The sequence below is a fragment of the Caldisericum exile AZM16c01 genome, assembly GCF_000284335.1.
In the GTDB taxonomy this organism is placed as follows: Bacteria; Caldisericota; Caldisericia; order Caldisericales; family Caldisericaceae; genus Caldisericum; species Caldisericum exile.
The window spans coordinates 1,434,762-1,452,624 of record NC_017096.1 but is presented as its reverse complement, the minus strand read 5'-3'; the positions used below and the strand labels follow the sequence as shown (position 1 = coordinate 1,452,624).

The 17,863-nt window shown below is 36.7% G+C and carries 21 protein-coding genes; 16 read left to right on the top strand and 5 right to left on the bottom strand.

Annotation, left to right across the window (positions count from 1 at the left end; genetic code table 11):
* Entirely contained in the window at window positions 1-783 is a 783-nt protein-coding gene (locus CSE_RS07365) for a nucleotidyl cyclase domain-containing protein (protein WP_014454023.1), read from the bottom strand.
* Window positions 784-1,360: 577 nt separating this feature from the next.
* Here CSE_RS07365 and CSE_RS07360 point away from each other — a divergent pair.
* From CSE_RS07360 to CSE_RS07345, 4 genes are read left to right on the top strand one after another with little or no spacing between them, the layout of a single operon-like run.
* Window positions 1,361-2,479, top strand: a complete 1,119-nt coding sequence (locus CSE_RS07360; protein ID WP_014454022.1) for an acyl-CoA dehydrogenase family protein — start codon at window positions 1,361-1,363, stop codon at window positions 2,477-2,479.
* 4 nt (window positions 2,480-2,483) lie between these two features.
* Window positions 2,484-3,080 carry a deoxynucleoside kinase gene (locus CSE_RS07355; protein ID WP_014454021.1) on the top strand — a complete coding sequence of 199 codons (597 nt, stop codon included), beginning with the start codon at window positions 2,484-2,486 and terminating at the stop codon, window positions 3,078-3,080.
* A 9-nt stretch (window positions 3,081-3,089) separates the two neighbouring features.
* A complete protein-coding gene (locus tag CSE_RS07350) occupies window positions 3,090-3,296 on the top strand; it encodes a type II toxin-antitoxin system Phd/YefM family antitoxin (protein WP_014454020.1) in 207 nt (68 codons plus the stop codon).
* Window positions 3,286-3,888 carry an NTP transferase domain-containing protein gene (locus CSE_RS07345; protein WP_014454019.1) on the top strand — a complete coding sequence of 201 codons (603 nt, stop codon included), beginning with the start codon at window positions 3,286-3,288 and terminating at the stop codon, window positions 3,886-3,888. Before CSE_RS07350 ends, CSE_RS07345 begins: the two co-directional genes overlap by 11 nt.
* Here CSE_RS07345 and CSE_RS07340 read toward each other — a convergent pair.
* The 4 genes from CSE_RS07340 to accD are packed head-to-tail and all read right to left on the bottom strand — an operon-like array spanning window position 3,885 to window position 7,392.
* A complete protein-coding gene (locus CSE_RS07340; protein WP_014454018.1) occupies window positions 3,885-5,225 on the bottom strand; it encodes an acetyl-CoA carboxylase biotin carboxylase subunit in 1,341 nt (446 codons plus the stop codon). The genes CSE_RS07345 and CSE_RS07340 overlap by 4 nt on opposite strands.
* Window positions 5,215-5,673 (bottom strand): acetyl-CoA carboxylase biotin carboxyl carrier protein, encoded by a 459-nt coding sequence (gene accB / locus CSE_RS07335; protein ID WP_014454017.1) that lies wholly within the window; start codon window positions 5,671-5,673, stop codon window positions 5,215-5,217. The genes CSE_RS07340 and accB overlap by 11 nt, the downstream gene beginning before the upstream one ends.
* The gene (locus tag CSE_RS07330; protein ID WP_014454016.1) at window positions 5,663-6,583 is read right to left on the bottom strand and encodes an acetyl-CoA carboxylase carboxyltransferase subunit alpha; all 921 of its coding nucleotides are present in this window, start codon (window positions 6,581-6,583) and stop codon (window positions 5,663-5,665) included. The genes accB and CSE_RS07330 overlap by 11 nt, the downstream gene beginning before the upstream one ends.
* Window positions 6,580-7,392, bottom strand: coding sequence for an acetyl-CoA carboxylase, carboxyltransferase subunit beta (accD, locus tag CSE_RS07325; RefSeq protein ID WP_197535271.1), 813 nt, complete (start codon window positions 7,390-7,392; stop codon window positions 6,580-6,582). Before accD ends, CSE_RS07330 begins: the two co-directional genes overlap by 4 nt.
* A 533-nt stretch (window positions 7,393-7,925) precedes the next feature.
* On the opposite strand from accD, the gene rpmH reads away from it, so the two are divergent.
* The 12 genes from rpmH to CSE_RS07265 all read left to right on the top strand — a co-directional run bounded on the left by rpmH (window position 7,926) and on the right by CSE_RS07265 (window position 17,843).
* Window positions 7,926-8,063, top strand: coding sequence for a 50S ribosomal protein L34 (rpmH, locus tag CSE_RS07320; protein ID WP_014454013.1), 138 nt, complete (start codon window positions 7,926-7,928; stop codon window positions 8,061-8,063).
* Window positions 8,063-8,416, top strand: a complete 354-nt coding sequence (rnpA, locus tag CSE_RS07315) for a ribonuclease P protein component (RefSeq protein ID WP_014454012.1) — start codon at window positions 8,063-8,065, stop codon at window positions 8,414-8,416. The genes rpmH and rnpA overlap by 1 nt, the downstream gene beginning before the upstream one ends.
* The gene (yidD, locus tag CSE_RS07310) at window positions 8,413-8,622 is read left to right on the top strand and encodes a membrane protein insertion efficiency factor YidD (RefSeq protein WP_014454011.1); all 210 of its coding nucleotides are present in this window, start codon (window positions 8,413-8,415) and stop codon (window positions 8,620-8,622) included. Before rnpA ends, yidD begins: the two co-directional genes overlap by 4 nt.
* A 10-nt stretch (window positions 8,623-8,632) precedes the next feature.
* Window positions 8,633-9,769, top strand: coding sequence for a YidC/Oxa1 family membrane protein insertase (gene yidC, locus CSE_RS08045; RefSeq protein ID WP_014454010.1), 1,137 nt, complete (start codon window positions 8,633-8,635; stop codon window positions 9,767-9,769).
* A gap of 1 nt (window position 9,770) precedes the next feature.
* On the top strand, window positions 9,771-10,217 hold the full coding sequence (locus CSE_RS07300; RefSeq protein WP_014454009.1) for a Jag family protein: 447 nt from the start codon (window positions 9,771-9,773) through the stop codon (window positions 10,215-10,217).
* Entirely contained in the window at window positions 10,214-11,554 is a 1,341-nt protein-coding gene (gene mnmE, locus CSE_RS07295; protein ID WP_014454008.1) for a tRNA uridine-5-carboxymethylaminomethyl(34) synthesis GTPase MnmE, read from the top strand. Before CSE_RS07300 ends, mnmE begins: the two co-directional genes overlap by 4 nt.
* Window positions 11,555-11,620: 66 nt before the next feature.
* Window positions 11,621-13,063, top strand: coding sequence for a TldD/PmbA family protein (locus CSE_RS07290; RefSeq protein ID WP_014454007.1), 1,443 nt, complete (start codon window positions 11,621-11,623; stop codon window positions 13,061-13,063).
* On the top strand, window positions 13,056-14,384 hold the full coding sequence (locus CSE_RS07285; protein WP_014454006.1) for a TldD/PmbA family protein: 1,329 nt from the start codon (window positions 13,056-13,058) through the stop codon (window positions 14,382-14,384). Before CSE_RS07290 ends, CSE_RS07285 begins: the two co-directional genes overlap by 8 nt.
* 15 nt (window positions 14,385-14,399) lie before the next feature.
* Window positions 14,400-15,425, top strand: a complete 1,026-nt coding sequence (locus CSE_RS07280) for a 6-phosphofructokinase (RefSeq protein ID WP_014454005.1) — start codon at window positions 14,400-14,402, stop codon at window positions 15,423-15,425.
* 2 nt (window positions 15,426-15,427) lie between these two features.
* Window positions 15,428-16,060 carry a DUF4388 domain-containing protein gene (locus tag CSE_RS07275; RefSeq protein ID WP_014454004.1) on the top strand — a complete coding sequence of 211 codons (633 nt, stop codon included), beginning with the start codon at window positions 15,428-15,430 and terminating at the stop codon, window positions 16,058-16,060.
* A complete protein-coding gene (locus CSE_RS07270; protein WP_014454003.1) occupies window positions 16,060-16,590 on the top strand; it encodes a GTP-binding protein in 531 nt (176 codons plus the stop codon). The genes CSE_RS07275 and CSE_RS07270 overlap by 1 nt, the downstream gene beginning before the upstream one ends.
* A gap of 86 nt (window positions 16,591-16,676) precedes the next feature.
* A complete protein-coding gene (locus tag CSE_RS07265) occupies window positions 16,677-17,843 on the top strand; it encodes a BMP family lipoprotein (RefSeq protein ID WP_014454002.1) in 1,167 nt (388 codons plus the stop codon).
* Window positions 17,844-17,863: the final 20 nt, after the last annotated feature.

Here is a 17,863-nt window from a genome sequence, read left to right as displayed (position 1 = left end):
CTATACCTCCTCAAGGAAGGATAGTAAATCTTCAAAGTCTTTCCCGAATTCCTTTTTTTCTACATCGAAGATGTTTAAAATTTCTTCTGGATATATATTCGGGGTTTTGCTCAAGTTTTGTTTGATTCTTTCAAATACTGCATTTATTCCATCGAAATTTGTATTTTGAAGAAGAACTGCAAGAGTGTCTCTTCTAATTAATCCAACGGCGTCAAATTCGCTTCTTACAGTTTCTGAAATTACTTTTCCCATAGTCTCAATTATGGAAGTAGGCACTTTTTCATCAAATGATTTCAATTTAAAGATAAGAAGTCCCAATTTTTCTCCTCTTCTTTTGCTTGATTTAATGAATATTTTTGCAGTGTCAAGAAACTCGCTTCGCGTAAGAACTCTTGTGTTACCTACAAATTTCTCGAGTTCTTGGACTCTCTTTAAAAGGTATTCATTTTCGTCAAGAATTCTTTTGAAGTAAATCGATTCAATCCAGATAATTACTGATAATAAAATGAGCAAGGTTTGAGATGTGATAAAGTTTAACTGATTTACATAGAGTTTGCCCCATGTAAGGATTACAAAATAGAATCCAATGGTAAGTGTGCCTGCGATAAGATAAACAAATGACCTAAGATGTCCTTCAAAAAACGTTAAAATTGCCAAAGCAACGATGAATATTAAGAAATAAATCTTTAGGTAATTTGGTACAACAGTTACAAAAAGATACATAAATAGAAGCATTAAAATGGGCAGTATACCAAAGTTTAAATACAAAAAATACTTTTTCATAATTTTCCTCCCCCTAATTTAAATTCTTAAAAAAATATTATACACCTAAAAAATTTATTTGCAATAACGAACTGAAGAATTTTAAAATATATATTTTTATTTCAAGTTTAATGTTTCTAAGCTTATAAGTGCTATGTTGTATAATTAGAGTTAGATTATTAAAAGCCGAAGGCAAGGAATATCCTCAGTTTATATCGAATGGGGATTTGGAAGATCCCACTAACTCGCCCTAAAGGGACAAAAGAATTTTTAATTTTTTGGGTGGAGTTGTAGAAAGATGTTCCTCAGATTTAACTGAGGAGATCCCTCACATTCGTTCGGGGTGACTTCAATTAGAAAGGGGCACATCCCCTTTCTAACTTACCCCTAAGGATAAAAAGATTTTTTATTTTTAGGGTGGAGTTAGAGGAGGGCATTGCCCTCCTCTATTAAGAGGAGACCCCTCGGAAAGACCTCTCGGGGTGACTTTGTTGCCTTTTTAGGGTGGAGCCCTGAGGAGGGAGCCTTATTCCCTTCTCAGGTATAGGTTTTTTATATTTTTTCAATTCCTGTATAATTTGAAAAATAGGAGTGGATAATGGAGAAAATTGAAGAAATTACAAAGGAAGTTTGTAAAGAACTTATAGAACCTATTGAGCGTGATATTGAGGATAAGGGGCTATATATTCCCGAAACGCTTTCAAAACTTGGAGAGCTTGGATTCTTTTCCGTTAGTTTTCCAAGAGAATTCGGCGGTGTTGGACTTACATTTGAGGAGGCTGTTAAATCGTCAATTATTCTTTCATCATACACAAGCACACTTTCAATGATTATTGGTGCACATCAACTTGCAAGTTTTTCAATTTTTCTTTTTGGCTCTGACATGCTTAAAGAAAAATACCTTTTAGAACTCAATAAGGGTAAACTTATTGGCGCATTTTCTCTTACAGAACCCCATGCAGGGTCTGATCCCTCGGCAATTAAAACAACTGCGGTCCTTGATTCTGATTACTACATTCTTAATGGCACGAAGGCATTTGTAACTAATGCAGGATTAGCAAACCTATATGTAATTTTTGCAAAGACAAACCCTGAAAGTGGTGCAAGAGGAATTACTGCATTTGTTGTTGAGGGGAATACCCCAGGCCTTGCAGTAGGACACAAAGAGGAGAAAATGGCACTTCCTTATTTACCAAATGCAACAGTCACATTAAAGGATGTAAAGGTCCCGAAGGAAAATGTTATAGGGCGAGCAAACCTTGGTTTTATTGTTGCGATGAAAACGCTTGAACTTGGAAGGATTTTAACTGCGGCAGGATCTGTTGGCCTTATGGAAAGAGCACTTCGAGAGTCTATAAAATACGCAAAGGAACGCACACAAGGAGGGCAACCAATTGCAAACTACCAAATGATTCAATCATACCTTGCTGAAATGAAAACACTTTTAGAAACCTCACGTGAAATTGTATTGACTGCTTCAAGAAAGAAAGACTTAAATGCGTCTGATTTAGGGCTTTACTCTTCGATTGCAAAATACTATGCAACAAAATCTGCAGTTGATGTAACACGCCTTGCAACACAAATCTTTGGTGGGTATGGTTATGTAAGAGGGTATACTGTTGAAAGGCTTTACAGGGAAGCAAAAATGTATGAGATTGTTGAAGGCACAAACGAAATTCAAAAACTCATAATTGCAAATCAAATTTTAAAGGGGTGAGACTATGTATATCGTAATTTCAGGAAACATCGGTGCAGGAAAAACATCTTTAGCGCAGATTATTTCAGAAGATCTTGGATTTTCCGTTTACTTTGAGGATTTCCACTCAAATCTGTTTTTGAAGGACTATTATCAGGACATGAAAAGGTGGGCATTTGCCACACAGATTAACTTCCTTGCGCTTCGCTATGAGCAAATTGTCCATCACATGCTCTTATCAAAAATCCCAGCAGTGCTTGATAGATCAATTTACGAGGATAGAGAAGTCTTTGCAAAGTCACTATACGAAGAGGGCTTGATGACAAAAGAGGAATGGATCGTTTACGACAAACTATACAACCTTATGGTAACGCACCTCCCTACACCAAATCTTCTAATATACCTTGAAAAAACAGTTGATGAACTTCTAAGAAACATTGCAAAAAGAGGGCGTGACTTTGAGAAAATTCCTCGAGAATATCTTGAAAGCCTCGACAAAAGATATAAAGAATTCTACGCAAATTGGCATTTTCCAAAGATAAAAATAACAAACGACATTTACGATAATAGGGAAGAGATTATACAGAGAATTAAGAATGCGCTTTATAATGCAGTTTATTGAGGGTGAAAGATGCTTCAATCGATTTCTGCATCAAAATTGAAAAGGGATTTACTAAAGGTGCTCGATAGTATTGAACAGGGCGATGCTTTTGCGGTTGTAAGAAAAGGGAAAATCGTTTCAGTTATTATTGATTATGAGACATTTGAAGCGATGAGAGAGGCTTACGAAATCATTCAAAATAAGGAACTTTTGAAGAAATTCCTCGATGAAAGTTAATATAGGGAATACGCTCGAAGTTGAGTTTTTTGGACGCAAAGCCTCCTACAAGAGAGAGGAAAAGTTAATTTATGAAAGTGTATTACCTTCCATAAGAGAGGCAGTCTCTTTTATTATCCTTTATTCAAAAGGTTTTGATTTGGAGAGGGCAATTAATATTGCAAATGAAATTGAAAAACTCTCAAATGAATATTACCCTGATATAATTTTTGTAGTTGGAAGTGTTTCCCACCTAAACGCAATTAAAAAGGTCTATGATAAAAAATTCTACAAGTGCGTAATTTCTGAAAAGGTATACGCACCGATTTTTTCTTCCTTTAAACTTGGCTTAAGACTTGTCTCACCTTATAGTATTGGTTCAGTGCTTATTTTAGGGAGTCGTCAAATTCCAGAAGCACATATTTTAATAAGGCTTATTGAACAATTGAGGAAAGGTTCAAAAATTGTTGTGCCTGTAAAAGATGGCAAGCCCACTCACCCTATTGCATTTAATAAATTAATGTTTGATGAACTTGCAACTCTTCGAAAAGAAAAAGGCATTCCGTATATACTCAAAAGGTACGAGGAATTAATAGAACTTGTTGAAATTTAGATGTTTTTAATAAACTCTTCAACAAAGCCTGTGTGAATGTTATTTTTTAGAAAATTTTCATTTTGTAGCATCTTCCTGTGAAACGGAATGTTTGTTTTAATGCCTTCAATTACAATTTCATTTAAAACACGCCTTGCAATATCAAGTGCATCATTTCTGTTTTTTCCCTTTACGATTACTTTTGCAAGGAGAGAATCAAAAAGCGTTGGCACCACGTATCCTTCATAGATGTGAGAATCGATCCTTACACCTCTTCCAAGAGGGAAACGAAGTTTTTCAATTTTTCCAAACGAAGGTTTAAAATTTTCAAAAGGATCCTCGGCGTTTATTCTAAATTCAATTGCATGCCCTAATGCTTGTTTCACATCAAACCTGATTTTTTCGCCTTCTGCAATCTTAATCTGTTCTTTAACAATATCAACATTAAAAACCTCTTCGGTAACAGGATGCTCAACTTGTATTCTTGCGTTCATTTCGAGAAGATAGTGTTTTCCATCTGAATAGAGAAACTCAACTGTTCCAACATTTGAATAGTTAATTGCTTTTGCAAATTTAATTGCATTATTTTCTATATTTTTCTTCTCCTCTTCGCTTAAGATAACAGCATCTGCCTCTTCAATTAATTTTTGGTGGTTTCTTTGCATTGAACACTCTCTTGTGCCAAGCGCTTGGATATTTCCAAATGTATCGCCTATCACTTGAACTTCTATGTGTCGAGCCTTTTTAAGGTATTTTTCGATGTATATTGCATCACTTCCAAACGAATTCTTTGCTTCACTTTTTGCAATTTCAAATATTCTTGAAAGTTCGCCTTCGTCTCTTGCAATTCTAATTCCTTTTCCTCCACCACCCCTTGCCGCTTTAATCATAACAGGATAACCAATACTACGTGCAATTTTTCTTGCATCTTCTAAGTTTTGGACAGGTTCGACTGTTCCTTCCAAAATTGGTATTCCGTTTTCTTTTGCAATTTTTCTTATGTGTGCCTTGTCCTTTAGAGACTTCATTGTTTCTGATTTTGGTCCTATAAATTTTATTCCATGATCCTCGACAATCTTTGCAAACATAGGATTTTCAGAGAGAAGTCCATATCCCGGATGGATTGCGTCAACTTTGAGAAGTGTTGCTGCACTCATGATATTTGGGATATTGAGGTATGAATCTCTAACATTTCCTTTGCCTATACAAACCTTCTTCTCTATGAGTTTAACGGGAAGGGAATCTTTGTCTTCATATGCGTATGCAATAACTGGTTCGATATCCATTTCCATAAGGCTTCGAGCAATGCGAAGTGCAATTTCTCCTCGGTTTGCAATTAATACTTTCTTAATCTTCATATATCTCCTCTATTTCAAAAAGAGGTGTTTCAACTTCTACCATTGCGCCATCTTCCACTAAAATTTTGGTTATCTTCCCTTTTCTTTCTGCTATAATCTCGTTCATAATTTTCATTGTTTCTACGATACAGAGTGTTTGTCCTTTTTCAACAATATCGCCAACTTCAACAAAAGGCTTTGCATTTGGATTTGGCTTTCTATAAAATGTTCCTACAAGGGGAGATTTTACTAAAAATACATTACTTTTTGTTTCCGTTGCATTTTGCTCTATATTATTTGCTGGAAGAGATGGTTTCTTGTTTATGTTTTCTTCGAGGACTTCACCTTCTTTGAATTTTAAATGTAGTTTTAGGTCTCCAATTTCGAGGTTAAGTTCAAGAATTCCATTTTCTTTTGCTAAATCAACAATATCTTTTATTTCTTTTGAAATGCTGTCCCTATTCCTCATTGTAAACCCCCATTTTATCGAATTTTTGTTTTCTTTGGGTAAGAAGATTTTCAATACTAATTTTCGATAGTTCATTTAGATTTCTCTCTATTGCATCTTTAACATTTTTGAAAGTCTTTTCTGGATCTCTGTGCGCACCAAACAATGGCTCCTCGATTACTTCATCTATCACGCCAAGCGTAAAAAGATCTCTTGCAGTCAATTTTAAAGATACTGCAGCTTCTTTTGCCTTTGTTGCATCGCCAAAAAGAATTGAAGCGCATCCTTCTGGTGAAATAACCGAGTAAATTGAATACGTAAGCATGAGAATTCTATCGGATACACCAATTCCTAATGCTCCGCCACTTCCTCCCTCACCAATTACAACTGATATGATTGGTGTATTAATCTCAAAAAATTCCATTATATTTTTTGCAATTGCTTCGGCAATACCTCTCTCTTCTGCACCCTCTGTTGGACTTGCACCAGGAGTATCAATGAGAGATATTATTGGTGCCTTAAATCTATCTGCGATGAGTTTTGCAACCCTTAACGCTTTTCTGTATCCTTCTGGATTTGCCATTCCGAAATTTCGTTCTAATTGCTCCTTTAGGTTTTTTCCTTTTCTGTGTCCTAAAATTCCAACAGTTCTTCCGTTAAACTTGGCAATACCTGTGATAATTGAGGGATCATCTCCAAAGCATCTATCACCATGAAATTCGATAAAATCTGTAAAGAGATTTGAAATATAGTCTTCTGTGTGAGGTCTTTCTGGGTGTCGGGCAATTTCTACGATTTGATATGGAGTTAAATTTGAATAAATTTCTTTTAGTTTTGCGTCTAATAGTTCTTTTAAGGCAGTCTCATTTGGGCGTTTTTCTAAATCTAAATACAACTTTTCTAAAGATTTTTCAAAGGATAATAGTTTCATTTTAAAAACTCCAAAATTTTTGCAAGTGTCTCTTTTAAACGCGCTCTTTCCACTATCATATCTACAAAACCGTGCTCAAGTAAAAACTCAGCTGTTTGAAAAGTTGGAGGCAATTTCTTTTTTGTTGTTTGCTCAATGACTCTTGGACCTGCAAACCCAATCATTGCCTTTGGTTCCGAAATTATAATATCGCCAAGCATCGCAAAACTTGCGGTAGTGCCACCATATGTAGGGTTTGTAAGGATTGAAATATACAGTTTGCCTTTTTTCTTGTAATCGGAAATCGCTGCATTTACTTTTGCCATCTGCATGAGGGAATAAATTCCTTCTTGCATTCGTGCACCACCTGATGCAGAGACAATTACTAAGGGAAGACTATTTTCAATTGCATAGTATATAAGCCTTTTCAATTTTTCTCCCATTGCAGCACCTAAACTCCCACCAATGTATTCAAATGAAAGTATGCCAATTGCAACTTTTATGTCGTTAATGTTGCCTGCCCCAGTTATAACCGAAGAACTATATCCGTGAGCCTTATCAATTTCTTCAATTTTAGTTTTGTATGGTTCTTTATCAACAAAGTTTAAAGAGTCGTAAGATTTGATATTTGCAAACAATTCCTCAAAGGTGCCCTTATCTATAAGTAAGTCGATTCTTTCTTTTGCTGTCAGTCTAAAGTGATACCCACAGTAGGGACAAACCTTATTATTTTCAATAAGTTCATCGTAGTAGAGGAGTTTCTTACAGCCATTACATCTAATCCACTCCTTATTTTCAGAGCCAGTTATAACTTTAACCACTTTTTTCATATCGCAAAAATTATACATAAATTTCCAAAAAATCCAAAATATTAGAAATAAATTTCTTAAATTTTTATTGCGTAAGTATGGGTGTATCGCCACCCTTCCATAATAAGTTGTAGTATATATGACACTCCCTACATTTAATTTGGGGAGAGTGAAAATATGTTAAAAAATTTTTCTTTTATAGAATTAACAAAAAGGAGCATGGATTATAAAGAAGTAAATGAAACTTGAAATGGTTTATCAAACCAAGGATACCATATAGGTAGTTCAAAAACAATTTTATCTCTGAATTTAGGAAGAAGATATCTAAACGCACTTTTCATCAATCATTTGAAAAGTCTCTACATAAAATAGGTAAAAAAAGACCACATAAAAGTTTAGACAATTTAATGTCAATTGGTTATGTGCTAAAATATTCAGGAGAACCTTAATTTTATGCAACTCTTACATCTTATTGACTTTATTCAAACTTTTGGTATATTTAATTAGTTAGGTTTGATTTTTTAGAGAAAAATTTTAAATGAGGAGGTTGAAATATGAGGACTACGTTTAACCCACACAACAAACATATTAAGAGAAGCCAGGGCTTTAGAGCAAAGATGAAATCGAGAAGCGGTAGAAATGTGCTTTCAAGAAGAAGAGCACATGGTAGGAAGAGACTTATAACAGTATAGTGAAGTTGTGGGAAAGACTCAGTGAAAAAGAGTTTGAGAGTGTCTACAAGAATGGCAAGAAATTCCACGGTAGATACATTTTGGTTGTTGTATCAAGCACCGTTAAGAAGAAAGCGGGGTTTGTTGCTTCAAAGAAGATTGGTAAATCCCACGAGAGAAACCGTGCAAGACGATTGATGAGAGAGGCCTTCTTGAAATTGGAGCCAGTTTTACCCGGGAATTACAGTTTTGTTCTTATAGCAAAAGACACAATTAAAGGTCTTAAAATGCAAGATGTCCTCAACGACCTTGAGGGCATCATTTTTCGCTTTAAGAAAGGTATTGCTGCCACAAAGGAGGCGGAGCAACAGTGAAGAAGTTTTTGATTTCTATCTTGAAGTTTTATAGAAAGTACATATCGCCTCTTAAACCACCAACATGCAGATTCACTCCAACTTGTTCCGAATATGCAATTGAAGCAATTGAAAAATATGGTGCAAAAAAGGGTGGTTTTTTAGCAATAAAGAGAGTATTGAGGTGTAATCCCTTCTTTCCAGGAGGGAATGACCCTGTTCCTTGAGGAGGATAAAATGAAGAAGATTTTATTAGTTTTGGGTTTTGTATTGTTAGTGTCGATATTTTTAACAGGTTGTGCAACGAGCCCTTTTCCTAAGACGACAGAGCCCGGTGTAATTGTCCAAGTTGTAGGATCTGGGCACCCCCTTGAAAATGTTCCCGTGGGTGTTAGAGTTGTAAATAACACAACAGATCCCATTCTTGATGTAACAGTTAAACTTGTTTCAATTAACGGAAATGAGGATCTTAAACCTTTTGAACTGTGGAAATCCACAAGAGTAGTTTTACTGAAGGATATTTCAAAAACAAGCGTAATTGATGCAGGTAAGGATGCCACATTTACTTTCTACATTACAAGTTATACAGAGATTGAGGCAAAACCATATCCAATAAAGTTTGAGGTGACCTACAAAGATGCAAATGGTAAGGTAATTACGATCGATAAAGAGGCGATTCTAAACATTACGCCCACAAGCGGATTCTACAAATTCATGCGTCTTATTATTGAGTGGATTAACAAAGTTACAAAGAATTATGGACTTGCAATTATTGTGCTTACTATTCTTATAAAACTTGCAACCCATCCTTTAACAAGATACCAGTTCAAATCAACTGCAAAACTTCAAGAAATTCAACCAGAGTTAAAGAAAATACAGGAGAAATACAAAGACAATCCACAAAAGCAACAGCAGGAGATTGTAAAACTCTATAAAGAAAAAGGCGTTAATATGTATGGAGGGTGCTTACCAGTACTTATACAGTGGCCGCTTCTAATTGTGTTATATGGAGCACTTATGAACTATGCACCTTTCAATAATGTAAGATTCCTGTGGCTATCTAACTTGAATATCCCTGATAAATTTTACATTCTTCCAGCACTTGTATTCCTTTCGATGTTCTTGCAATCAAAGACATCACAGATGCCTGGTACGGAAATGGATGCCAATACAAGGATGTTTATGTATTTCCTTCCAATCATCTTTGCAGTATGGGCAGTTAGTTGGCCACCATCAGTGTTACTTTACTGGATTACTTTCTCGCTTACAGCGACATTTGAACAATATCTTATAATAAGGTCGCTTGAGAACTTCAAGAGAATGGCGTTAGAAGAACCAAAAGAGGTTATCAAGAAGGATAAAAAGGAGAAGTAGTATGAGCGACTTTGTTGTTGATTTTGTTAAAACTCTTTTTGAGAAGATGGGAGAGTCTCCCCAGATTGAGGCAGGGAAGAAATTTGGGGGTTACTATGTGAATGTGAAAAATCTTTCCGACAAAGGGCAATACATTGGCTACGATGGGACGGTTTTGAGGGCGATACAATTTATTGTGAATGTCTATGCACATAAGGTTGACAAAAATTTTCCAACAATAATTCTTGATATTGATGGCTACAAAGGAAAGCAATACGAGAGGCTCAAGACCATTGCAATCGAAGCAGCGTTGAAGGCAAAAAGGCTTCGAGAACCCGTGGAACTAAGGCCAATGTCAGCACAGGCAAGAAGAATTATACATCTTACCCTTAAAAACTACCCCGACATCTGGACGCACAGCGTTGGGAAAGAACCAAGAAGGCGTGTTATTGTAGATATTAAAAAGTGAGCGATACAATTGTTGCAATTTCAACTCCTCGTGGCTTTGGAGGGATTGGTGTAGTAAGACTTTCGGGCGATAAAGCCCTTGAACTAACACAGAAAATTTTTAATAAAAAGATTGAGTTGCCCCGTTATGCATACTACGGGGCTATTTCTATTGAAGGCACTCCCATAGATACAGGCATTGTAATTTACTATAGAAAACCTCATTCGTATACGGGGGAAGATGTTGTTGAAATTTCGATGCATGGTGGTATCAAAAATTTAGAGATGGTTTTAAATCACCTTATTTCCCTTGGTGCACGACTTGCAGAAAAGGGTGAGTTTACAAGGAGAGCGGTTGAAAATGGAAAGATGGATATCTTTGAAGCAAATGCCGTCATTGAACTCATTGAGGCAAAGACAGAAAAGGGTGTGCTACTTGCATCTTCAAGGCTTTTTGGTAAATTAAGCAAAGTTGTTGAGAGTGTTAGAAAAAAGATTCACGAAGTGAATTTACAAATTGAAGCAACAATTGATTTTCCTATGGATGTTGAGGAAATTCCACATAATGTTTTGAAAAATTCTCTTAATGAAATAAAAAATGAAATCGAAAAACTTCTTTCTACATACAGGGATTCGAAGGTCATTATTGAAGGAGTGCGTATTGCAATTGTTGGAAAACCAAATGTTGGAAAATCAACACTTCTTAACGCCCTTCTAAGGTTTGAAAGAGCAATTGTATCAGAGATCCCCGGCACAACAAGGGATACAATAGAAGAGACAATAGACTTTTATGGTTTTCCTGTAAAAATCATTGATACTGCGGGTATAAGGGAATCAGAGGATATTATTGAAAAAATGGGCGTTGAACGCAGTAAACGTGCAATAGAAACAAGCGATTTAATACTTTTTGTATTTGATGCCTCTGCCCCTCTAACGGAAGATGATCTTGAACTTGCAAAATTTACAGAGGGTAAAATGCGTATTATTGTTCTTAATAAAAGCGATCTTCCCAAGGCACTTACAAAAGAAGAACTCTTAAAACTTTTTCCAAATGAGCCCGTGATAGAAATATCAGCGCTATTGAAAGAGGGCATTGATGCGGTAGAAAGTGAAATTAAGAAGAAACTTTTGAACATTGATATTGATTCAATCCTTGTCTCTAATAAGATTGAATATGATTTGCTTTCAAACGCTCTTACGCACATTGAAAACGCAATCGAAATTCTTGACACTGGAACTCTTGACCTTGTATCAGAGGAGTTAAGAGAGGCTATTGAAATCTTAAGCGGTGTGAGTGGTGAAAATATTGGAGAAACTGTTTTACGTGCAATATTTGAAAGGTTCTGCATTGGAAAATAATGTTTGAAAAATGAGCATTTAATGTAATAATATTGTATGGTGTTTTATACCTAAAGGAGGCGAAATATGCAGGAAGTTATTGAAAGAGCCCTCTTTACTGCAAAAAAGTTAGGTGCAACCTATGCAGATGTTAGGCTCATTGAAAGAGAAGCAGAAGACATAACTGTTTCAAACGGAAAAGTTGAAGGTGTTAAAAAGCGACTTACAAAAGGTTTTGGTGTTCGTGTAATTGTAAATGGTGCGTGGGGATTTTTCTCCTCTTATAATGTGTCTCCTGAAGAAGGGGAGTATGTTGCATTCAATGCGGTTCAAATCGCAAAAGCATCTGCAATGACCAAAATTGAAGATGCACGTCTTGCGCAAGTAGAAATTTATCAGGATAAAGTTCTACAACCTGTAAAGATCGATCCATTTTCAATTCCTCTTAACAAAAAGATTGATTTTATGCTTTCTTTGGATAAACTGATGGAAAAACCTGGTATTATTGTTAGATCTTCATCAATGCACTTTTCTAAGGAATGGAAGACTTTTGCATCTTTAGAAGGTGCGTTTATTGAGCAGGAGCGTATCGTAAGTGGGGCAGGATTGCAAGCAATTGCAACAGATGGAAAAGAAATCCAAATACGAAGTTATCCTGCATCTTTTGGCGGTAATTACGCTCGCAAAGGTTATGAGTTTATTGAAGAAATGAAATTAGAAGAAAATGCAGAGCGCATTAGAGATGAAGCACTTTTGCTTCTTAAGGCAAAGCCTGCACCAAGTGGTATTATGGATCTTATAATTGGGCCATATCAGATGGCACTTCAATTGCACGAATCTGTGGGGCATCCAACAGAACTCGACAGAGTACTTGGGGAAGAGGCTTCGTTTGCGGGCACATCATTTCTTACTCCTGAAAAATTGGGCAATTTCCAGTTTGGTTCAAAATATGTAAATATTGTTGCTGATGCAACAGTTCCCGATGCACTTGGTGGTTTTGCTTACGATGATGAAGGCGTTAAGGCAAAGAAGATTTACCTTGTTAAAGAAGGCCTTTTTGTGGGATATTTAAACTCTCGTGAAACTGCCTTTAAATTAGGTCTTGAGCCAATGGGTGCAATGAGAGCAGATGGATGGAACAGGCAACCAATAATAAGGATGACAAGCATTAACCTTGAACCAGGTAATATGACACTTGAAGAACTCATTGCAGGGGTTAATGAAGGTCTTCTTATTGATGTAAATAGGTCTTGGAGTATTGATCAGAAGAGATTGAACTTCCAATTTGGAACAGAAATCGGCTATGAAATAAAGAATGGGAAAATTCAGGATATGGTGAAAAATCCAACATATTCAGGTATAACATATGAATTTTGGAGAAGCCTTGATGGAGTAGGAAATGAGAGCTACTATAAGATTTTAGGCGTGCCAAATTGTGGCAAAGGAGAGCCAATGCAGGTAATGGAAGTAAGTCATGGTTCAAGTTACGCAAGGTTTAGAAACGTTAGGGTGGGGGTAAAGCATGAATAAGGAAAGAATTTTACAAATCTTAAATTATGTGGTAAAAAATGCCGAGGCAGATCAAGTTGAGGCAGTTTTAATGGGTGGAGAAACATATCTTACCGGGTTTGCAAATAACTACATCCACAGAAATGTTGGTGAAGAAAGTTATGAGTTAAATATTAGAATTGTGCTTGGTAAAAAAGTTGGTGCATCATCAACGTCTGACCTAAGTGATGAAGCAATAAATGAGGCAATTCGTAATGCAATTAACATCGCAAAACTTCAAAAGGATAACCCTGATTTTGTTAGTTTACCCCAAAATTATCCAGGCGATAATGAATTTATTTTTGTTTCACAAGTGCCGGATGCAGAAACCCGTGCAAGTATGGTTAAGAAACTTGTTGATGCATCAAGAAAATATGGTTTTATTTCCTCTGGAAAGTTTGAAACGGAGAAATTTCAACTTGCAGTGAAAAATTCGCTTGGTGTTGAAAGGTATATGGAAAGAACGGTATCAACTTTGAAAAATATCGTGATGACTGATACTTCCTCCGGATTTTCGCAAGAATCCAAACAAGATTTTAGAGAAATAAATATTGAGTCAATCCTTGAAGAAAGCCTTGAAGTTGCACGTATGGCTCAAAATCCCATTGAAATTTCCCCAGGAAAATATGAAGTAGTGCTTTCACCCTACGCAGTTGAAGAATTTTTGTCGTCGATGAAATACCTTTCGCTAAATGCAAAGAATATCGAAGAAGGCACAAGTTTTATGAAAGGGCATTTTGGAGAGAAGTTGTTCCCAGACCACATATCGCTTTATGATGATGGACTATCTAATGAAACATTAAAAATGGGGTTTGATTTTGAAGGTGTTCCTAAGAAGAAGGTCTATTTTGTAAAAGAAGGAGTAATATTAGATGTTCTTTACGATTCGTTTTACGCGTATAAAGAAGGGAAAGATCCAACGGGACATTCACTTCCTCAACCAAACTCGCTTGGTGCGTATCCAATGAATTTCTTCGTCCACGGTGGCACTTCATCAGTCGAGGAGATGATTTCTCATGTTGAGCGAGGTTTATATGTACAGAGATTTTGGTATACAAATCCAATGGAACCTACTTCGCTTCTTATCACAGGAATGACTCGAGATGGGCTTTTCCTTATTGAAAATGGAAAAATTACAAAACCTGTAAAACACATGCGGTTTACAGAAAGTATCCTCAATGCATTCAAAAATTGCTTGGAAATTTCAAATATTTCAAAGATAATATATGAGGATGGCGCAGTAACAACTGCACCTTATATGAGGATAAAAGATTTTAAGTTCACAAGTGTTACCGAATTTTAGAGATAGGAGGTAAAGATGAAAAGAATAGGAATTGTATGCGATGGTGGAGATGCACCTGGTATTAACACTGCAATAAGGGCCATTGCGAGGGCAAGTTTTGAGAAAGAATACGAGGTTTTAGGTTTTATTGATGGTTTCCATGGCCTTATTGAAAATGATGTAAAAATCATTACAAAATCTTCTGTTTCGGGGATTCTTGCTCTGGGTGGAAGCATTCTTGGAATTTCAAGGTTTAATCCATATAGAGATCCTAAATATGTTGAAGCAATAAGGGAAAACTTCAAAAGGAATTCGCTAACTTTGCTTGTATTCATTGGTGATAGAGATACAGTCACCATTGCAAAGAGGCTTGCTGATGATGGAATTCCATCGATTGTAATTCCAAAGACAATTGATAACGATGTATACGGAACTGACTATTCCATTGGATTTGACACAGCAGTTTCTGTAATTGCTCAGTCCCTCGATAATCTTCATGCAACAGCCTCAGCGCACCACAGACTTATGGTAGTGGAAACAATGGGAAGGGAGACAGGGTGGCTTGCGCTATTTGGTGGTCTTGCAGGAGGTGCAGATTACATTGTAATTCCAGAGGTTCCTTTTACAATTGAAGAGATCGCAGCACATGTTGAAAAAAGAAAAAGAGAAGGAAAGAATTTCTCGATCGTAGTTGTTGCAGAAGGCGTTGTATTGCCTGATGAGGATAAAAGTAAATTCGAATTTGATGAATTTGGGCACAAGGTGAATGCAAAGAGAATGGTTGGTTATAGGCTTGCTTCGAAACTTGAGGAACTTACACACCTTAAATCGAGAGTGATGATATTAGGGTATTTGCAGAGAGGGGGTATCCCTACAAATAGTGACAGGATTCTTGCAACAAGATTTGGGGTTGAAGCAGTTAATCTTGTGGGTTTGGGAATCTCAAATGTGGTGCTTGGGGTTAAAAATGGTGAAGTAATTACAACACCGTATGATGAAGCATACGACAAAATCCATACGGCGGACACCAAGTATTATGAGCTTGCAAGAATATTCTTCTAAACATGCTTGAAGGTTCTTTAAGGGATTTTTCACTTGATGACTTGCTTCAAATGATCTCTCTGGGTGGAAAAACTGGTGAGCTTCACCTCGAGGGAAATACACCATTTGGGAAAAAGAAAGGTATCATATACTTTGAAAATGGCGAAGTAAAGGATGCAGAAACGGAAGAATCTCGTGGTGAAGTTGCGATTGTTGAACTTCTTAACATAAAAGAAGGCTCTTTTAAATTTGTCCCAAATGATTTGCTGCATGTAAAACGCTCAATCACAAAATCAATCCCTGACCTTGTGCTTCTTGCAACTTCCAAGCTTGACGAGTGGAACAAGGTTAAGTCGAGGGTAGCTTCAGTTGACTCTGTCTTTAAAATGGTAACTGATGATATACCAGAGGAAATTCACTTATCTCAAACTGATTGGAAGGTTTTAATGCTTCTCCAAAAAGGATTAACTATAAGAGAGGCTGCCTTAAAGCTTAACATGACTGTGTTTGATGTTGCAAAGATTGCCTACGGACTTGCCGCATTGAAGATTATAAGAGAAATAGGACAGAAAAACCCAGAAACCCAGGAAGTCAAGAAAAAAGCGCCTCCCAAGAACTTTATTTTGAGGCTTATTGACAGAATAAGGGGGCTTTGATGAGACATTATAAAATTGTTGTAACGGGGCCATTTGCGGCAGGAAAGACAACATTCATTAAAACGATAACGGAGATCTCGCCTATCGTAACAGAGGCACCTACCACACGTGATGAAGAAGCGCAGGTAAAAGACTCAACAACTGTTGCAATGGATTTTGGACGAATAACTGTTGACGATGATTATGTCCTGCATATCTTTGGGACACCTGGACAATTCAGATTTAACTATATGTGGAGTATTCTTTCAAAGGATGCACTCGGCGTTATTCTTCTTGTTGATTCAGGCGACAGGAATATGTTCGAAGAGGCAAAAGATATGCTCAATTTCTTTAGGGTGAAAACCGATGCACCAATTGTTGTTGCACTCAATCACTTTAACGAGAAAGAACATATAAGTGAGGATGAATTAAGATCGATAATGAATGTTCCTGAATCAATTCCTATTGTTGGATGTGATGCAACAGACAAAGAAAGTGTAAAGCAGGTACTTTTGAAATTACTTGAACTTATTCTTGAAAATGAAACTTAGTTAATAATTAAACAATGTTTGCAATTTTTCTATTTTTTGTATAATTTAAACGTAAATTAATCCCTAAAAGGGAAGGAGGTAAAGGTATGAAAAAATTATTGGTAGTAATGTTAGCGATGGTGCTTGTTGTGTCACTCTTTGCAGGGTGCAAACCAGCATCAACAAAACTTGACCTTTCTACAAGAAAGTTCAAGATTGGTCTGGTAACAGATGTTGGTGGTCGTGGCGACAGATCCTTCAATGACTCTGCTCTTCGTGGACTTGAAACATGGGCAGCGAAGGTAAAATATGTTGAAGGTGGCGGTTATCAGGCACTCACCGATGATGAGTATAAGGCAAGCATTCCAGATGATCTCAAAGACAAGAACATAGTTCCTCTTGATGTTGAACCCATTGTCCTTGAATCAAAGGCAAAAGAGGACTACATTCCAAACATCCAAACACTTGTTGAACAAAAGCATGTTGATCTTGTAATAGGCGTTGGCTTTATGCTTGCAGGCGCAATTGGTGAATCAGCAGCAAAGTATCCAAATACAAAATTCATGCTTATTGATTCAACACCAGTAGATGCAAATGGAAACACAGTTAATCTTCCGAATGTCGTTGGATATCTCTTCAAAGAGCAAGAATGCGGTTTCCTTGTTGGAGCAATTGCAGGTTATGCAACAAAAGCAAACAAAGTTGGATACATTGGTGGAATGGCAATTCCCCCAGTTTTAAGGTACGAAGCAGGATTTAGAGCAGGCGTAAAAACAACAAATCCCAATGCACAGGTAATTGGACAATATACAAACTCATTCACAGATGCAGCACTTGGAAAGAGTGCAGCACAATCACAAATGGCGCTTGGTGCTGATGTCCTCTTCCATGCAGCAGGAGCAACTGGAAATGGTATGTTCCAGGCAATTTGCGAAAAAGGCGCACCATATTGGGGAATTGGTGTTGATGTAGATATGGGTCTTGATCCAAACCTTTGCCCTGATAGAACCCTTACTTCTGCTTTGAAACATGTTGACTATGCAACATACGAAGCAATCAAGTCTGTTGTTGATGGCACATTCAATGGCGGAGTTGTAGTCCTCTCCCTTAAAGACGGTGGTGTTGGCTATGCTCCAGACCATGTAAAAGATGTCCTCACAGCAGATCAGATTGCAAAGATTGAAAACTTGAGAAAGATGATTATTGACGGTAAATTTACCGTTCCAGAAGATCCAAACACCGTTAATACTTGGACTCCTCCAACAGGATTTTAATAGTTAGTTAAATACGAAGG